This window comes from Pseudomonas sp. 3JA, assembly GCF_036961705.1.
Classification (GTDB): domain Bacteria; phylum Pseudomonadota; class Gammaproteobacteria; order Pseudomonadales; family Pseudomonadaceae; genus Aquipseudomonas; species Aquipseudomonas fluorescens_Q.
In genome coordinates, this window is the sequence record NZ_JBAMDJ010000017.1 from 1 (window position 1) to 17,889 (window position 17,889).

Sequence of the window (17,889 nt, forward strand, 5' to 3'; positions counted from 1 at the left end):
AGTGGCCAGTCCTTCGTTGATCGCCAAGTTACCTTGGGTGCCGATGCTCACATCGCCGGTGTTGTTCACCCCGGTGATGGTTGTCTGCGTGCCGTCGGCATGGGTCGCGGTCAGCGAACCCACCTTGAGGTCTGCGCTGTTGTTGAATTGGACCTTGCCCGCCGCGCTGGCGATGTCGCCAATCACGTTGCCGGTGTTGCCCAGCGCGTAATTGCCGCCCAGCAGCACCAGGCCGCTGGCATCCAGCTTGGCCCCGGCGTCGCCGGACTGGGTGGTGTTGCCCGCCACTTCCAAGGTAATGATGTCGTCGGCACGGGTCTGGCCCTGGCTGGCATCGTCTCGAGGGCCGTTTTCTATGGTGATGCCTTTTACCAACGTCAGGTCGTGATCGGTTTTCAGGGTGACCGCCTCATCGGAGGTAATCCCCACGGTACCGTCCACGGTGCCCACCGTCAGGTTGCCATTGCCGGCAAATGCCAGGCTGCCGACATCGGCGGCAATGACACCCACGTCATGCCCGCCCTTGCCCAGTTGGAAGTCACCTTCGCCACGCAAGGCCAATTCGTCTGCGGTAATGGTCGCGCCAGTTCCCTGAGTCGCACCTTTGCCCGCGTCGACGCTCAGCGTCAGTCCCTTGCCGGTGGTGCCGTCTTCGTCGGTGCCTTCGGGATCCTTGAGCATCAGATCGCCCAGCAAATCCAGGACGCCGTTGGCGACCAGGGCCAGATCGTCCTTGAACGTCGCGCCTTCATCGTCGACGGTGATGTTGCGCGTCTTGTCGTTGCCGATGACGACCTTGTCGAAGCCATCCTGGATGTTGGCCAGGTCAGCGTCGGACAGCACCAACGGATCGTTAGGCCCGGTCACCTCCGGGTCGTCGCTGCCGCCCAGGTGGATGTCCAGGCCATCGGTCTTCTGCTGCAGAGTGAGACTGCCACTACCGGAAACGCTCGCGGCGAGATCGATTTCGTCGGCGGTCAGGCTTGTATCGCCTTGGGTGAGCAAGGCCTGGCCGACCGTGAGCGTGTCCGCGACAAGGTTCAGGTCGCCGGTCTGGGTCATGCCAGCGACCGGCACGCCTTGCGGGTTTGTCGGGGTCTGGCTATCGGGAATGGTTACAACGCCGACGGTCAGGTCATCGACATCGGCAAAGCTGACCGTGCCGGTGTCGCTGGAGATGGTGTTGACGTCGTTGGCCGCGTTGTCGAGATCATGGGTAGCGCCGTCACCCAGCAACACCAGGCCATCGGCGACAAGGGCACCACCGGCGGTCTGGTCGACCTTGCCACCGTTGCTCTGCAACACCAGGACGGGGGCCGGCTTGGTGTCATCGTTACCAGTGCCCGGGGCGTCGGCCACGGTCAATTGGTCATTGATATGGATATTGCCGGTGCCGGCATTGAGGACGAGGTTGTCGTTGATGCGGGTCGCTTCGATGATGTTGATGTCACCGGTCATGTCTGCGCCGCCGATGTTGACGGAGGTGAACCCGTCGCCCAGTGCGCCGATGTCGGTGCCGGTCAGTTCCAACGAACCGGGGGCATCGCCCGTGCTGCCGCCCACTGCGATGTCTTTGCTCGGCGTGTTGGTCTCAAGGGTGATGTTCCCATTGCCGGTGACACTGCCGACGCCGCCGTTGAAGTTGATGTCGTCCGCCTTGATGGCCAGGTTGTTGTCGGTGCTGTTGAGGCTGCCATTGAACGTAATGGAACTGCCTTGCAGGCCCTTGCTGCCCGAGGTGTCGGTCTTGATGTTGTCAACGTACAGCGAGCCACCGACCTGCTTGCCGGCGGTCTGGTCGAAACTGCCCGAGACGAAGACGAATTTGTACGTGCCGGCCTTGTCCGCCGTAGCCGTGTGGCTTTGCCAGTTCACCGCCCCCGTGCCGTTACCCGTTTCATTCAGGATGATCTGGTATTCGCCGGTATTGACGTTCAACAGGTAGCCGAAGACATCGTAGGTATCGCCGCCCGCGACCGGTTTGTAATCGAAGCTGACCTTTTCCCCGGCGGCCAGGGAGACCGTGCCCTCGCTCACGACCGAAGGGCCACGCATGATGCAGCCGGCGGGGGCGTTGAGGCAGTTGGAGGTATTCTCGGTCCCCAGCAGCAGCGCGGCGCCGCCATCCTCGCCTTGGCCAACGGCAGCGACCGGAGTGAGGGGTTTGTAATTCATGTCGCCCTGGTCGCCAGGGGAAACGCTCGGCGCATTGCCGTTCGTTGGCGAGGTCGTCGGCAACGTCGGATCATTCGGCGAGACCACGCCATCCACCACGGTGACGCCCGTGAAGAACTGGTCGATGGACGTCTTCCAACCGACCAGGCCATTTTCGAAGTCGGCGTTCAGGAATTGTGAAGTGCCCAGCTCAACCGCACCGGTGTAGACCTGCTCGCCGCGGGTGAAGACTTTTGCGCCGTTGATAAACGTCTTGCCGGTGCCACTGGTGGTCGCATACAGGGCGCCCAGCGCGCTGTTACCGCCGACCATGTCGCTGAAGATGATCGAGCCCGAACCGGCATCGACGCGCAGTTGGCGGTTGTTGGCCACCGCATCGGAGTCCACCACGCCGGCAAATACGACATTGCCGCCGTTGCTCTTCAAACTGACGTCGGTGTTGAGCGCGATTTTGCCGTTGAGAATCAACGCCAGGCTGTTGCCATTGCCTGCGCCGCTGGCGTCGATGTCACCGTTGAGGAAGATATTGCCGAAGACATAACGGCCTGTTGCGCCGTCGTCGTGTCCCGACTGCAACGTCAGCGTCCGGTCACCGCTGACGCTCTGCGGTGTGTAGTCGCCGTTCCAGTGAATGGTATTGTCGGCCTTGATTGCCACATCGGTGCCGCCGGCCAGGGCGGTGTCGATCGCGTCGAAACCGACCGTGGCGGCTTGGCCGTTGGCGCCGCCCGTCAGCCCTCCATTACCCGGCCCCACGGTGACACTGTCCGGGTCGAGCAACCACAAGCCACCCTTGCCGTTCTTGGCCGAAGCATCGGCGGCTTTGCTCACCGCCAACTTGGCACCGCTGGTCTCGATCTTGCCGCCGTCGCCGCCCTTGGCACCGCCGGTGGCTTTCAGCGTGCCATCCACCCGCGTCACGCTGCCCGGCTTCTTGGTATCCGACCAGGCCACCACGGTACCGCCCTTGCCGTTGTCGGTCGCCGATGCATCGAGCACGGCACCGGCGGCGATGGTGGTCTGGCTGGCCTGTTTGATCGCCGGGTCCTTGCCTTGCCAGCTACCGCCCACATAAATGTCGCCGCCGCCCTTGGCGCCGGTGGCGTCGAGCTCAGCGCCGCCGTTGATCGCGACACGCTCACCGGTCACGACAATCTTGCCGCCCTTGCCGGTCTCGGAGGACACATCGATTCGCCCGGCGACTTGCACACCGCCCTGATCCCCCATCAGCGTCACCACGCCGTTTTCACCGATATCCAGGGAACGGGCTTCGATCAAACCGGTGTTGTTGATCACCGTGCTCGCCAGGGTTTCCGCCGCACGGGCGGTCAGTAGGATCCGGCCGGCATCGGCACGAATGGCGCCGCCGTTTTCGATCAGCGCTTGAAGCGCACCTTCTTTCACTTCCAACTGCACCGGCCCGCCCAGATCGAGCGTCACGACACTGCCGGCGCCCAGCAGCACATTACCCTTGTTCGCGGTGATGCTGCCTTCGTTGACGATTTTTGCGGCGATCAGGGCAATGGTGCCGCCTTGCGCGGCATTGATGTTGCCCTGGTTGACCACCGAGGCGGCGCTGGTGCCACTGAAACGGTAGTTGCCCGCGAGGAAGTCTTCCGTGGTCATGTTGAGCGTGGACGCGACCAGGCCGCCTACATCAACCTGAGCACTGGGTGTGAACAGGACGCCGTTGGGGTTGACCAGGAACACCTGGCCGTTGGCTTTCAGCGCGCCCTGAATCACCGATACATCCGAGCCCAACACACGGTTCAATGCGACAGACGCCGCGCCCGGCTGGACGAACTGGACGGTGTTGCCTTTGCCGATGGAGAAGCTTTGCCAGTCAATCGCGAGCTTATCGCTGCCCTGATGAATGGCCAGGTTGTTGCCGTTCTGATGAATGCTGCCGTTACCCGCCACGATGTTGCCGCCGGAAGGCAACGCCCCCGCCGCGGCGACCGAGGCGAAGACACTGCCGCCTACGCCGATGACGAGGCTGAGCGATGTACGGCTTTTGTCTTTGCCGTGACTCTTGACCAACTCGGATGCTACCTGCCACGCGCCCATCACGGCATTCCAGACGACTCGGTAAACTCTATTCATTTTTGTTCACTCATCCTTAATACGACGGGTCGTGCCATGACGACCAGGCGGTTCGCGTCGACAAATCAATGGAAAACCGCATCCGGACGGATGACGGCTTGAAAATCCCACAATGCTCCGTGCCATCATCTCTGCGGCTTGCCGATCGCGCTTTTGCTTGAGCGCCCGCGGCTTTTGATTGAAGGGATCGAATGAACTTTTTTCACGATGGGTGGGTAACGTGCATCGGGTGGAGGCTGGTCGCCTTCGTGGGCGAGCTATGCTGGAACGCTCCCATTTCGACCGGAAGTTCGGCAGCGTTCGATCGTTCCTCACACTCGGCGTGGGAATGCCGCCAGGGACGCTCCGCGTTCCGCTTCCGGTGGCGACGCAGAGCGTCACGGGATGCATTCCCAGCAGAGCGTGGGAACGATCGGATGGTGGGGGGGTGATTGTCCTTTTCGGTAGGGGTGCGGCTAAGATGACGCGCAGGGAAATCACAAGGAAGACAGGCGTGATGCAAGCGCAATTCGATCCGTTGGTTCATATCGATTGGAAAACACCGGGCGGCGACCTGCTCGGGCTGTTGCAGCATTACTATCCCGATATCGGTGTGTTTGCCGGTCCGGGGTTCGAGGCGTTGTTGGATGAGCTGTCCAACGAGATGCCCGAGGTCTGTTTCGAGGCACTGGCGCCGGTGTTGGCGGGCCAGGGTTATGACTTGTGGAACCTGGACGCCGGTGGCGATGATTATCGGCCGGTGATTGTCCCGGTCGCTCAACGCGAGGCGTTTACCCGGCATTGGCAGGGCCAGCGCGGCGAGCCGAGGTTCACCGCGAGTTTGATCGAGCCGCCCAAGCCTGCCGCCGTTGAACGCAAACCGGCCAAAGCCAAGCGCGGCAAGGTGAAGTGGCTGCAGGAAGTCCATGACTATCCCGGCGCCACCTATGTGCATGAATACAACTACCGCAACGGTTGGGCCGCCATTACCGAGCAGGACGAAGACCAGTGGCTGTGCTTTCTGATCGATTACAACCAGTGGCCGCCCATCGAGCAGGACATGCTCGAACAGCGGACCGATGGCGTGGACGGCGCGGACTTGCAGCTCATCGATGCCGACGCCCGGCGCAGCCTGTGGAAACGTCAGGTCATACGCGGCGATTACAGTGCGGACGACCGTTATCAATACGAAATTCGTCACGACGATGAGATCGCGGCGTTCGGACCTGCCGGGGTGCAGTGGCCGGAATTTGAACAGCCCTGCGTGGTGGTGGGCTCGGAGATATTCGAACGTCAGCGCATCTACGAACCCGAGCATTTGACGCGGATCTGGCGGATCACCGCCGACAGCAGCGAGGTGATTTTCGAGCACGCGGATGAACTGACGATCCTGCCCGTCGGCCCGCGCCGCTTGCTGTTCATGCAGCACAACGGGCCGTTGTGCTGGATCTGGAATCAGGACGCTCCCCAGCAAACCATCGCCGCCAAACCAATGCCCGTCGAGGCTTATAAACTCAGGGCGGCAAGCGCGTATCTGGGGGGCGATGAAATTTTGCTGTTCAGCGAAGGCGCGCGGCAGAACGTCGAGCATTCGGGGTATCAGGAGACGGTGCTGTTGGCGTGGCGCTTCAACTTCGTGACCGGCGCTTCGACGAAGGCGCTGTTGGACGGTTTCGGCAGTGAGCTGCGCCAGGACACGCGCCTGCTTGTCACGCAGCCCAAGCAGGTCATTACGTTGCGCACCTTTCATGGGCAGCTTCATGTTGCCCGGGGGCATGGGGATTGGTGGGTGTGGAACTACAGCGCCAATACGTTTGGTACACACACCCTGGCCTGGTTTTGGAATCAGGACAGCCATGAGGTGGTGAAGCTGTCTTCCAAGGACATCCCGCGTATCAAACCGGATGTTCGTTATGTGCCGGCGCAGGATCGGTACCTGGCGTTCGAGACGGAGTTCGTGGCGAGGTTGCCGGCGTTCAGTGAGATGGTTGAGGCGAAGGGGGGCGAGGTTTTGGTTTTTGAGTGAGGGACCTTTCCGCGCTCAGAAACACCGCAGCAGGTTGCCCCGCTGCGGTCTGTGGCGAGGGAGCTTGCTCCCGCTCGGCTGCGCAGCAGTCGTAAAACCTGCCGGCGCCGTTTTTCCTGATGCACCGTGGTGGATGGCCTTGGGGCTGCTGCGCAGCCCAGCGGGAGCAAGCTCCCTCGCCACGGGGTTCGCGGTGATTTCGAGGGCTCAGACCCGCAGCAACCCACGAAAGCCCCGCGCCGCGTAATACGACTGCACGCCATTGTGGTAAACGAACACCCGGCCATAACGAAAGTCACCGAAAATCGCCCCATCGAGCGAGCGAAGCTCTGGAGGGGTTGCCAGCCAACTGGATGTCTTGGCATCAAACTCGCCGAGCGTTTGCAGGGCTCGGTACTGCTCTTCCGTCAGCAGGGCGATGCCCATTTCTTCGGCCATTTCGACGGCACTGCCTTTGGGCTTGTTCTCCTTGCGTGCGTCCAAGGCGGCGCGGTCGTAGCAGAGGCTTCGGCGACCGGTCGGGCTTTCTTTGGCGCAATCGCAGAAGGTGACAACACCGGTTTTCGGATCGAGGCCGATCACGTCTGGCTCGCCGCCGGTGGCTTCCATTGCCTGGAGCGACTTCAGGACGTTAAGGTTGCCTTCCAACCTAGCCTGGACGTCGGCCCATGGGATACCGGGGTGACGATGGGGGTTTTGTTCGAAGCGGGCTTTCAACGTTTGGAGAAGGTTTTCCTGGTCTTGTTTTTTCATGGTTTTGGGTCCGTTGGTGGCCGGTTCCAAATCTTGGCAGTACCAGCGTAGCAACCCCATTGAGGCGTGAGGTCAGAAACCAATATCCATCCAGGAATATCAAGAATTTTGCACGCTATCACAAGCTCTGATACCGTGCTGAAATCCTGATACGGAAGAACGACCATGACAGCTATCCGCCAAGATCAAGACCTCCCGGAAAGACCTGATCTGATCGAGCTCAAAGTCTACGTAGAAAGCGTGCTTGGCCTGAAGCTGCGCCTGAAGCCGTGGGAGCACGTCAAGATCCTTCCGTATGCGTTGCGTGACCGCTACGAGTTTTTCGTCACGGAAATCTTCGGGGCCGGCTGCCTCATTCTCAAGGAACGTCCACAGCGTGAAGCCAGCGTTGCGGATGTCGCCAAGCATATTCAGGCCATTCACAACTTTCAGGCATACAAAAAACTGCCCGAGGCCGGCGACCTGATGATCTTCGTCACAGACACACTCCCGAGTTATGACCGCAAGCGGCTGGTGGAGAAAGGCGTACAGTTCATCGTGCCGGGCAATCAGCTTTTTCTTCCGGCCTTTGGCATGGATTTGCGTGAGTACTACCGCCAGCGCCTGGAAAAACCCCAGGTCCTGAGCCCCGCCACCCAATCCATGCTGATTCAATACCTGATCAGAGGATGGCATCCCCCCTTCCTGATCACGCGCGCAGCCTTCGAGCAATCCTTTACCTACGCAAAAATGACCATCACCCGAGCGATCAAGGAATTGACCGACTTGGACATTGTTAAGCCTGGAAAGGAAATGGGTGAAGCCGCGATCCTGTTTCACTTATCTCCCAAGGAGACTTGGGAAATGGTAAAGGGATCCATGCGCACTCCGGTCAAGAAAACCCTTTGGCTCAATGTTGTTCCTGAGGCGTTTGACACCCCAATGCTGCTAGCGGGAGAAACGGCCTTGGCAGAGATGAGCCTTCTTGCCAGCCCAAAAGTCCCTTGCGTTGCAATGACCGCGACGCAGTTCGATCAGATTCGAGCGCGCGCGCAGTCTGAAACGACTGCGGCCTACGGGGAAGAATTCGGTGCTTGGGGCTCAACTTCAAAAACGGCCAAGTCGAAACTCGAGAGCACGGCCCCCTACCTTGAAGTGCCGCCAAACCATGCCGCGTGCTGCATTCAGTTTTGGAGTTATGAGCCACTACGCAGCAACATCGCCACGGGTACGGTAGACCCATTCTCTCTCTATCTGAGCCTCAAGGATGACCATGACGAGCGCGTGCAAATGTGCCTGGATGAAATGATGGAGAACGTGAAATGATAGTGGGTGTCGATCGGTTTCGAGAGTATTTCAGGGACTTCCAGGGCAGCTACGTGCTGATCGGCGGGGTGGCCGCCTCGATTGCCATGGAGGAACTGGGTGAGGAGTTTCGACTGACCAAGGATCTGGATATCGTCCTGGTCGTCGAGGCACTGGATCGTGCGTTCGTCGGGCAGTTCTGGAAGTTCATCAAGGACGGCGGCTATGCCATTCGCCAGAATGGTGACAGCAGTGGAGACTCGCCGGTTTTTTATCGTTTCCAGAATCCTGAGGACAAATCCTTTCCCATTCAGGTCGAGCTGTTTTCCCGAGTGCCGGATGGCCTGGAGCATGAAGAAGCGGCCAGAATGACCAAGATTCCCGTGGAGGAACAAGCCGCCAGCCTGTCTGCGATCATTCTTGATGATGAGTACTACGCCTTTCTCCTGGCCGGCGTGGATCACACCCAGGAAATCAGCCACATCGGTGCCGACCGGCTAGTCCCCCTCAAAGCCCATGCCTGGCTTAACAAGAAGGCGCTGCTTGAACAAGGCATTGCCGTGGACAGTCGCGATATCAAAAAGCACTTCAGGGATGTGATTGTACTGGCTGTCGGCCTTACTGAAGGAATGGCCCAGCTACCTGAACGATTGGCGCTCGATTTGAAGGCGTTTCTTAATCAAGTACCCGCTGAGCTCGCGTCAAATCCTCAAGCTTACAAAGGTGTGAATGGCGACCGTTTGATCAAAACCATTCAAGAAGCTTTCAGTCTCGATTGAATCAGGTTTTCTGCACGCTATCAGCCACCTTGATAGCGTGTGGAAATATTGTTTAAAAGTCTGACTGGAGGCCTCAGCGCGGTACTGGAACTACCGCTGCGCCTCCCCCTGTGGATAAACATCACTGACATTCAACGACAACTGCGCCGCCACTTCATAGCCGTCGGCCTTGCTGAAGCTCAATTGAAACTCCTGATAGGCCGGCCCGGCCAGCCAGCGGTTGACTTGCAGGTCCTGATACTTGGAGCTCTCCCCGGGCGTGAGTTGCCCGAACAGCGGAAAGCCTGCATCGGAAAAAGTCCGGTCAGCCTCGAACCAGGCCATCTCGTTATCAAGCTTCACGCTTGAGCCCACCGCCGCCCAGGCCTCTGGCGTGACTTTCTGCCCAACATCCAGGAAGACCACCTTGCTTTCTTTCGCAGCGATCAGGAAGGGCAAGGTTATCGGCGTTCCCGTCGAATCGAGGAGTTTGGATTTCATACCGGCGTACTCTCCGCCGCCATTTTCCCTGCGCTCCCATATTCGCCAGTCGATGACACTTTCCGGGTTAAAACTGTTGTTGGTGAGGATGATTTTGTAGCGCTGTTTGAAAAGTACGAACGGAAAATCGGCGAACGGTTTGTAGAAAGATACCGTGCTGTGTTCGGCGCCGACCCGGATGATGATCGGGGTTTTGCGACTGGCGACACTGTCCTGGTATTGCTGGTAGCTGAAAAAGGCAGAGGCGAAGGAGACGATCAGAGCCAGTGTTGCAATGGCATCTGTCCGGGTGAGGGTTTTGAACCATTTCATCATGAGGTGGCATGTCCGGGCATTGGTGGTGGCCAAGATGGCGTCATCGCGAGCAAGCTCGCACAGAGCTTTGTGTCGCTATGACATTCCAGCATGAATAGCTAAGGTGAAGTAACCCGTAACGCCCACCACCGAACCAGGAGGCCTGTATGCGGAACTTCACGATTCAACGTATCGACCACATCGTCCTGCGCGTAAAAGACATCGAACGCAGCCTCGCTTTCTACACGTCGGTGCTCGGTTGCGAGCTCAAGAAGCGCCGGGACGATCTTGGCATGCTTCATCTGGGCACCGGTGTTTCGATGATTGACCTGGTGGCGGTTGATGGTCCGCTCGGTCGCCAGGGTGGACCGGCGGCCGGGAAGCAAGGGCACAACGTCGATCACCTCTGCCTGCGTATCGAGCCGTTTGATGAACAAGCCCTCCTCGCTCATTTGACTTCAGCCGGCTTGAGCGTTGAGAAAGCCCAGATGCGCTATGGCGCGGAAGGAAAAGGCTGGTCGGTCTACTGCTTCGATCCGGACGGCAACCAGATCGAGTTGAAAGGGCCGGCGCAGGAGCCCTGAGTTTCAATAAGGCGGGCACTCCCTCTGTAGGAGCGAGCCCGCTCAGCAGGTGATGGACGCAATAATGGCACTTCAGTAGCATTCGCCGATTTTGTCGTTCCTTCAAGGATGCCCCATGCCTACCCTGCCCCGCGGTTCTTCCTCGCTGTTAGCGTTCTGTGTATTGCTCGGCGGTTGCAGCGTCAATGGCAGTTACCCCGATGCCATCGAACCGGACGCCGCCAAGTTGCGGTTCGTCGCCAATACCAGCAACGCCACGCTGGACTATTTCGACGCGGCCCATTGCGACGGGCAAACCACTGGCATCCTCAATAATATGCTGCTGAGCGATACCGCGCGGCGGGTGGGGATGAGCGTTCCGGCGCCCAAGGATGCCAGGGGTTATTTGGAGGTCAAGCTCAAGCCCGGTGAACAGATTCACTTGCGCACCAACATGAACAGCGGTTATGCCGTGTGTGGCAAAGGCTTCAACTTTACCCCCGAAGCCAATGCCGAATACGAGGTGACCTTCAAGTCCGAAAAGAACTTCTGCCTGACTCAGTTGCAACGCTTGCAACGGGTCGACGGCAAGGACGTGCGCACACCGATCCCGATCCTGAAAAAAGACTTTCCCGCCTGCGCCGGTCGCAATGCGCTGTTCCCCAAGATCTACCCGGACACGCCCCATCGCCTGGAGCTGATGAATCGAGTCATCGATAAAAGTCTGGTCGTCACTGTGAAGAGCGATCCGGCCAAGGAAAAAGTCGAGAGTTATTCGCCAGAGAAGCTGGATACCCTGATCAGCGAACGCAAGGCCAAGCTCGGCTTCGAGCTGCCGGCTGACTACTGGACGCTGTACCGGGAAAACCTGAAAACGTTTAGCGATGACATGGCGCAGAACAAGGCGCGCTCGATGGAACGCTTCAGGGACGAATACCAGGTGCGCCTGCGGCAGTTGAAGGACGAGCAGTTGGAACAGTGGGCGTTGCCCAAAACCGCCGATGCCAAGCCGGAAAAAGCCGAGATCGACCTGGACGTCGCGATGATGGTGGAGTACTTCCGAATCGGGAATGGGGTGACGGTCGAAGCGGTAGGTCATCACCTGGAGAGGATGGCGCAGATGGATGAGCGTTACGGGGTATGTGCAAAGTTTGCGGAATGCTGGAAGCGCAACTAGCAAGAGGATAGGCCACCGTCATCGCGAGCGGGCTCGCTCCCACAGGGGCTCGGTGGTGGACGCAGAAACCGTGGGCACCTGGGATCAAAACTGCGGTGGAGGTTATTGCGCCGTCAACTCGACCACACCCCGAACCCGCTGCAGCATATTGATCAAATGCAGGCGCATCGAAGCCCGCGCCGCTTCGGCATCACGCCGCGCCAACGCCGCGTAGATCTGCTCGCGCTCACGCACCACCAACGCCCGATTTTGCCCCGTCACTGCCGGTCCGGCCTGTTGCACGACCGCGATCAAGCTATTGCCCACATGGGCCATGGCGTCGATGAAAAAACTGTTGCCCGTGCACCGGGCGATCTGCAGATGAAATTCAAAATCCGTCCGGGCGCTTTCATCATTGGCCGCCTCAAGGGCATTCGCCGCGTCGAGCGCTTCGCGCATCGCCTGCAACTGTTGCGGCGTGGCCCGTTGTGCGGCGATGCCGGCGGCTTCCACTTCCAGGCTCAGGCGCAGTTCGATCACGGCCAGCGCGTCGTAGGCGCCACCCTTGACGTGTTTGCTGCCCTGGAAATCTCCTGGGCGAGCGGTGTCGACCACGAAGGTGCCGATGCCGTGGCGGGTCTCCACCAGACCTTCGGCCTGAAGCCGCGACATGGCTTCGCGAACCACCGTCCGACTGACGCCGCGCTCCTTGATGATGACCTGTTCGGTGGGTAACTTGCTGCCCGCAGGCAGTTCGCCGGCCAGTATCTGCTGCGTCAGGTCGACCACCAGTTGCTGGGTCATGCTCAGGCGTCGATCGGGTGTGACACGGTCCATTGCACCTATCCATTAAAGCCAGACGATCGCGGCATTATAGCCGCGACCTTGCGCTAAAACTCACTATAATGCCCGCTGATCACCCAAGAGCACGCCGATGACGGATCAAGCGTTATCTCCACTGAACAAGCCGCGCCGCCTCGCCGAAACCCTGGTCGACCGCTTTGCCCAGCGCATGCGCGACGGCATTCTCAAGTGCGGCGAAAAGCTCCCCACCGAAGTGCATATCATGGAGGCCGAGGGCGTCAGTCGTTCGGTGGTACGTGAGGCGCTGTCGCGCTTGCAGGCCGCGGGGCTGGTGGAGACGCGCCATGGCGTCGGCACCTTTGTCCTCGACATGCCGGCGCCGGAGGGCTTCACCCTGGGGCCGGCGACGATTGCCACGTTGTCGGATGTGCTCAACCTGCTGGAGTTTCGCCTGAGCCTGGAAGTCCAGGCCGCCGGCATGGCCGCCGAACGCGCAACGCCCGAGGCCCTGGCCGAACTGGCCCAGGCGCTGGAGGCGTTGCTGCAAGGGCCGGAAAAGTCCGGCACCACCATCAATGCCGATTTTCAGTTCCATCTGAAAATCGCCAAGGCAGCCGGCAATTACTACCTGATCGACATCATGAAGCACCTGGGCACGAAGCTGATCCCGCGTACCCGCATGAACTCCGCCTACTCCGGGCAAAGTGATCGCAGCGCTTACCTACAAGGGATCAACGCCGAACACCAGCAGATCTTCGATGCCATCGCCAGTGGTCATGTCGATGCAGCGCGGGCGGCCATGTACTTGCATTTGAGCAATAGCCGCATGCGCCTGTGTGAAACGCAACAGCGCCAGGCGTTCTACAACGAGTAAGCCCAATGCTGTTCACTTAAGTTTTGCGTGACTCACTGTGGCGAGGGAGCTTGCTCCCGCTGGACTGCGCAGCAGGCCCATTTTTGTGAGCGCTTCGCACTCAAGCGGGAGCAAGCTCCCTCGCCACGGATTCATCGCCCCCTTGAACGAGCAGTGCTGTCTGGGGGCGCTTGCTCTCACAATTTAGAAGAAGCTGTATTTAACACCGACCCGCAGTCGCAACTGGCGATCACTGTCGACCGAGTTGACTTTGATATCGCCCACTTCAAAGAACGGCGCCCAGCGTTTGTCCCACTGGTATTTAACCACGGCATTCTGTTCATAGTCGTCGGTACCGCCGTTATAGCGAATGTAGTCGGCATCGAAATAAGTCAATTGATATTCATAGGCCCACGGTCCTTGAGGGCCATAGTTGATATAAACATCGTAACGGTTGACCTTCTGATCGTCCTGGCCATTATGCGGCACGTCACGGTCGATCTGGTCGCGGTCAAGCTTGGCTGAATCAAAACGGTAGCGCCCGGCGATGCTCAGTTCTTTGGTCACGCGGTAACCCAGGCGCAGGCCCAATTTATAGGTGGTGGACTCCTCGTCGCTATCCAGGGCCAGCGAAGGCGTCAGCGTCCAGCGGTCATCGATCTTGTGCTGGTAGTTGACGGTGAATTCATGACCACTGCCAACGGTATTGTCGAAGGCGACGTCTTGCCGATCACCGGCGGTCTTGTATTTGAGTTCACCTTCCAGGCCCACGCCGTTGTCCAGTCGTATACCGAACTTGGCGCGGTCGGCGTGCATGCGAGTTTTCTCCGCATATTGGTGACGCACATTGATGTAGCCGGTATCGGCCACTGCAACAACCGAAGTGAACAATGCAGCGAGGGAAACTAATACAAGTGTCTTTTTCATGTTTTTTATTCTTGTTGGTTGAAAGGTTAGTTAGGGCAGACGCTAAATCACAGGCGAGCGCGTGCGCGGCATTGATACCTGGGCTCCAACGTTTTTTACGGGTTAAAACAAGTACAACTAATTAATAGAACCTCAAACAGCGATGGGCACGCGTTGTATGTCCCGACTGGCTTGCACCAACAAACGGGTATACGCGTGCGTGGCGCCATCGCTCGCCAGCAGATGACTGTCGAGCGTCTCCACCACCCGGCCCTGCTGCATCACCGCCAGCCGATCACACAAATGCGCCACCACCGCCAGATCATGGGTGACCATCAGGTAGGTCAGCCCTTCCTGGCGACGCAAGTCAGCCAGCAGGTTGAGGATTTCCGCCTGCACCGAGACGTCCAGCGCCGAGGTCGGCTCGTCCAGCAACAGCACCCGGGGCCGCAGGATCAGCGCGCGGGCGATCGCCACGCGTTGGCGCTGGCCACCGGACAACTGGTGCGGGTAACGGAAGCGGAAGCTGTCGTTCAAGCCGACCTTGCGCAGGATCTCGCTGACCCTCTGCGCACGCCCATCGATGCCGTGGATGCGCAGCGGCTCTTGCAGCGCGGCATCGATGGTGTAGCGCGGATGCAACGAGGCATACGGGTCCTGGAACACCATCTGCACCGTGCGATAGTGATTCAGCGGCAGGTTGCGCGTCACGGCTTGGCCGGCGACCCGCAGTTGTCCGCTCCAATGCTGGTACTGCCCGGCCAGGCAGCGCAGCACGGTGGTCTTGCCCGAACCGGACTCCCCCACCAGGCCGAATGCCTCACCTTCGGCGACACTCAAATCGACGTCGTGCAATACCGCGTTCAGTGCCGCGCCCGTGCCAAAACTGAGGTTCAGGCCGGCGATTTCAATCATGCTCATGACAGGCTCCTCAAGCATTCAACCACTGTGGGTCACGCTGCAACACCGGCAAGGTGGCGCGCGGATGGTCCAGGCTCGGCAATGCGGCCAACAGGCCTTGGGTGTAGGGATGGGTGGCGTTATCCAGGTCGGCGGCGGCAATCGACTCGACCACGCGACCGGCGTACATCACCAGCACGCGATCACAGAAATGCCGTACCAGATTCAAATCGTGACTGATGAAAATCAGCCCCAGGTCACGTTCGCTGACCAACTCTTCCAGCACGTTGAGCACCTGGCGACGCACCGACACGTCCAACGCCGAAGTCGGTTCGTCGGCGATGATCACCTGGGGATCGGTGATCACCATCATGGCGATCATGATCCGCTGGCCCATGCCGCCCGAGACCTCGTGCGGGTACAGATCATAGACCCGCCGTGGGTCGCGGATATGCACCTTGGCGAGCATGTCCAAGGCGCGCTCGCGGGCTTCGCGATGGGGCACCTTGTGATGGGCCAGGTAGGCCTCGGCGATTTGTTCGCCGACGCGCACCACCGGGTTCAACGAGTACTTGGGGTCTTGCATGATCATCGACATGCGCGCGCCGCGAATCGCCTGGATCTGCTTTTCGCTGGCGGCCAACAGGTCGATATCGGCGAAGCGCAAGGTCTTGGCGGTGACCCGCGCGGTCGGCGGATGCAGGCGTAAAAGGCTGCGGCCAACGGTGGATTTTCCCGAGCCGGATTCACCGACGATGGCGAGTTTTTCCCGGCCCAGGGTGAACGACACGTCGCGCACCGCCAGGGAAGTTTTGCCGGCGTTGCGAAATTCGACGCACAAGTCCTGTACCGCAAGTTTTATCTCAGTCATGGCCTGTTCCTCAGGATTGGCTGCGTGGGTCGAGGACGTCGCGCAAGCCGTCGCCCAACAGGTTGAAGGCCAGGCTGACCAGCATGATCGCCGCGCCGGGTGCCGCCACCAGCCACCAGCTTTCGAGCATGTAGCGCCGCCCGGTGGAGATCATCGCGCCCCACTCCGGCAGCGGTGCCTGGGCGCCGAGGCCGAGAAAGCCCAGGGCGGCGGCGGTGAGGATGATGCTCGCCATGTTCATGGTCAGGCGGATGATCACCGACGACAGGCACATCGGGATGATGTGGCGCAGGATGATGCGGGTGCTCGACGCGCCCTGGAGCTGCACCGCAACAACGAAGTCAGCGTTGCGCAGTGGCAGTGTTTCGGCGCGGGCAAGCCGGGCAATCGGCGGCCAGGCCGTCAGCGCGATGGCGATCACCGCATGTTCCAGGCCCGGGCCGAGGGCGGCGATGAAGGCCAGCGCCAGGACCAGGCTGGGGAACGAGATGAAGATGTCGGTGATGCGCATGAACAGGCTGTCGACCCAACCGCCGAAGTAGCCGGAAACCGTGCCGACCAGCAGGCCGATGGGGCCGACAATCACCGTCACCAGCAAGACGATGTACAGGGTGATGCGCGAGCCATACACCAGCCGCGCGAAGACATCGCGACCGTATTCGTCCGTGCCGAACCAGTGCGCGCCGCTGGGTGCCTGCAAGGCCCCGGCGAGGTTCTGCAACAGCGGATCGTGGCCGGCGATCCAGGGCGCGAAGACCGCGACCAGCATCAGGGTCGCGACGACGATCAGGCCGGCGAAGGTCATCGGGTTGCGCAGCAGGAAACGCAGCAGGCGCAAGGTACTGGCGGCCATCGCTGCGGTACTGGAGGCGGGCAGCGCGGCGGGTGCGCTGGAAGCCAGGGGCAGGTTCATTAGCGAGTCCTCGGGTCGAAGATCTTGTACAACGCGTCGCTGATCAGGTTCAGCGTCACGAAGATGAGGCCGATCAGCAGCACGCAAGCCATCACCGCGTTCATGTCACCGAGCAGCAAGCTGCTGGTCAGGTACTGGCCGAAACCCGGCCAGGCGAACACGGTTTCGATCAGCACCGCGCCTTCCAGCAGGCCGCCATAGGCCAACGCGACGATGGTCAACAACTGCACGCGAATGTTGCCGAAGGCATGCCCCCAAACGATCCGCCGCTGGGACAAACCCTTGACCCGGGCGGTGATGATGTACTCCTGGGACAGTTGCTCAAGCATGAAGCTGCGGGTCATGCGGCTGATGTAGGCCACCGAGTTGAAGCTGAGGATCACCGCCGGCAACAGGATGTGCCGCAGGGCGCTGCGAAAGGCCTCCCAGTCGCCGGACCAGGCGGTGTCGATCAACAACAGCCCGGTGTGTTTCGGGATCAGCCCGTCATAAGCCAGGCCAATGCGCCCGACGCCACCGGCCCAACCCAGCCAGGCGTAGAACACCAGGAAGGCCATCATGCCGATCCAGAAAATAGGCGTGGAGTAACCGAACAGCGTGATCAGCCGGGCGACATGATCACCGGCACGGCCCTGATGCGTCGCGGCGTAGACACCCAGCGGCAAGCCCGCCAACACGCCGAACAGAATAGCCAGGGTCGCCAGTTCCAAGGTGGCCGGGAAGACCCGGGCAATGTCGGTGATGACCGGGTTGCCGGTCAGCAAGGCCATGCCGAAGTCACCGTGCAGCAGGTCGCCGAGGTAGATCGCGAACTGGGTCCACAACGGTTTGTCCAGGCCCAGCTCTTTGTAGACCTGGGCGTAGGCCGAGGCGTCGGCGTCCGGGCCGACGATGGCCAGCACCGGGTCCAGGGGCATCACTCGCCCGATGAAAAAGGTCAGTAGCAGCAACCCCAGCAGCGTCACCGCCACCGAGCCGCCGCGCCGGGTCGCCGAAGAGGCCCGGGTGGTCCAGATTGAAAAGGATGCAGTCGACATGTTCATTCCTGCC

General features: G+C 60.2%; 15 protein-coding genes. 6 read left to right on the forward strand and 9 right to left on the reverse strand.

What is annotated here, in order from left to right; translation table 11 throughout:
- Positions 1 to 4,278 (reverse strand): two-partner secretion domain-containing protein (locus tag V7773_RS14985; RefSeq protein WP_336074016.1); only part of this gene is annotated, 4,278 nt, incomplete at its 3' end.
- Between the two features lie 496 nt (positions 4,279 to 4,774).
- On the opposite strand from V7773_RS14985, the gene V7773_RS14990 reads away from it, so the two are divergent.
- Positions 4,775 to 6,283: a hypothetical protein gene (locus tag V7773_RS14990; protein ID WP_336074076.1), complete on the forward strand. Its 1,509-nt coding sequence runs from the start codon at positions 4,775 to 4,777 to the stop codon at positions 6,281 to 6,283.
- 207 nt (positions 6,284 to 6,490) lie between these two features.
- Here V7773_RS14990 and V7773_RS14995 read toward each other — a convergent pair whose 3' ends face one another.
- The gene (locus V7773_RS14995) at positions 6,491 to 7,036 is read right to left on the reverse strand and encodes a DUF4256 domain-containing protein (protein WP_336074017.1); all 546 of its coding nucleotides are present in this window, start codon (positions 7,034 to 7,036) and stop codon (positions 6,491 to 6,493) included.
- A gap of 165 nt (positions 7,037 to 7,201) precedes the next feature.
- Between V7773_RS14995 and V7773_RS15000 the strand changes: the two genes are divergently transcribed.
- Both V7773_RS15000 and V7773_RS15005 read left to right on the forward strand, forming a co-directional pair.
- Complete coding sequence (locus tag V7773_RS15000) at positions 7,202 to 8,341, forward strand: hypothetical protein (protein WP_336074018.1); 1,140 nt, start codon at positions 7,202 to 7,204, stop codon at positions 8,339 to 8,341.
- Positions 8,338 to 9,099: a hypothetical protein gene (locus V7773_RS15005; RefSeq protein ID WP_336074019.1), complete on the forward strand. Its 762-nt coding sequence runs from the start codon at positions 8,338 to 8,340 to the stop codon at positions 9,097 to 9,099. Before V7773_RS15000 ends, V7773_RS15005 begins: the two co-directional genes overlap by 4 nt.
- A 90-nt stretch (positions 9,100 to 9,189) precedes the next feature.
- Here the strand turns inward: V7773_RS15005 and V7773_RS15010 are convergent, their stop codons facing one another.
- Positions 9,190 to 9,927, reverse strand: a complete 738-nt coding sequence (locus tag V7773_RS15010) for a hypothetical protein (protein WP_336074020.1) — start codon at positions 9,925 to 9,927, stop codon at positions 9,190 to 9,192.
- 113 nt (positions 9,928 to 10,040) lie between these two features.
- On the opposite strand from V7773_RS15010, the gene V7773_RS15015 reads away from it, so the two are divergent.
- Both V7773_RS15015 and V7773_RS15020 read left to right on the forward strand, forming a co-directional pair.
- Entirely contained in the window at positions 10,041 to 10,457 is a 417-nt protein-coding gene (locus V7773_RS15015) for a VOC family protein (RefSeq protein WP_336074021.1), read from the forward strand.
- Between the two features lie 115 nt (positions 10,458 to 10,572).
- Entirely contained in the window at positions 10,573 to 11,613 is a 1,041-nt protein-coding gene (locus V7773_RS15020) for a hypothetical protein (protein ID WP_336074022.1), read from the forward strand.
- A 102-nt stretch (positions 11,614 to 11,715) separates the two neighbouring features.
- On the opposite strand, the gene V7773_RS15025 is transcribed toward V7773_RS15020, so the two are convergent.
- On the reverse strand, positions 11,716 to 12,429 hold the full coding sequence (locus tag V7773_RS15025; protein WP_336074023.1) for a FadR/GntR family transcriptional regulator: 714 nt from the start codon (positions 12,427 to 12,429) through the stop codon (positions 11,716 to 11,718).
- A gap of 97 nt (positions 12,430 to 12,526) precedes the next feature.
- Here V7773_RS15025 and V7773_RS15030 point away from each other — a divergent pair, with 97 nt between their 5' ends.
- Positions 12,527 to 13,270: a FadR/GntR family transcriptional regulator gene (locus V7773_RS15030; RefSeq protein ID WP_024616248.1), complete on the forward strand. Its 744-nt coding sequence runs from the start codon at positions 12,527 to 12,529 to the stop codon at positions 13,268 to 13,270.
- A gap of 183 nt (positions 13,271 to 13,453) precedes the next feature.
- On the opposite strand, the gene V7773_RS15035 is transcribed toward V7773_RS15030, so the two are convergent.
- The 5 genes from V7773_RS15035 to V7773_RS15055 form a co-directional block, all read right to left on the reverse strand.
- The gene (locus V7773_RS15035) at positions 13,454 to 14,176 is read right to left on the reverse strand and encodes an oligogalacturonate-specific porin KdgM family protein (RefSeq protein ID WP_072346940.1); all 723 of its coding nucleotides are present in this window, start codon (positions 14,174 to 14,176) and stop codon (positions 13,454 to 13,456) included.
- A gap of 132 nt (positions 14,177 to 14,308) precedes the next feature.
- Positions 14,309 to 15,076, reverse strand: a complete 768-nt coding sequence (locus tag V7773_RS15040; protein WP_336074024.1) for an ABC transporter ATP-binding protein — start codon at positions 15,074 to 15,076, stop codon at positions 14,309 to 14,311.
- A gap of 10 nt (positions 15,077 to 15,086) precedes the next feature.
- Positions 15,087 to 15,926: an ABC transporter ATP-binding protein gene (locus V7773_RS15045; RefSeq protein ID WP_210642935.1), complete on the reverse strand. Its 840-nt coding sequence runs from the start codon at positions 15,924 to 15,926 to the stop codon at positions 15,087 to 15,089.
- Between the two features lie 10 nt (positions 15,927 to 15,936).
- Positions 15,937 to 16,839 (reverse strand): ABC transporter permease, encoded by a 903-nt coding sequence (locus tag V7773_RS15050; RefSeq protein ID WP_336074026.1) that lies wholly within the window; start codon positions 16,837 to 16,839, stop codon positions 15,937 to 15,939.
- A complete protein-coding gene (locus tag V7773_RS15055) occupies positions 16,839 to 17,876 on the reverse strand; it encodes an ABC transporter permease (RefSeq protein WP_336074028.1) in 1,038 nt (345 codons plus the stop codon). The genes V7773_RS15050 and V7773_RS15055 overlap by 1 nt, the downstream gene beginning before the upstream one ends.
- Positions 17,877 to 17,889 lie beyond the last annotated feature (13 nt).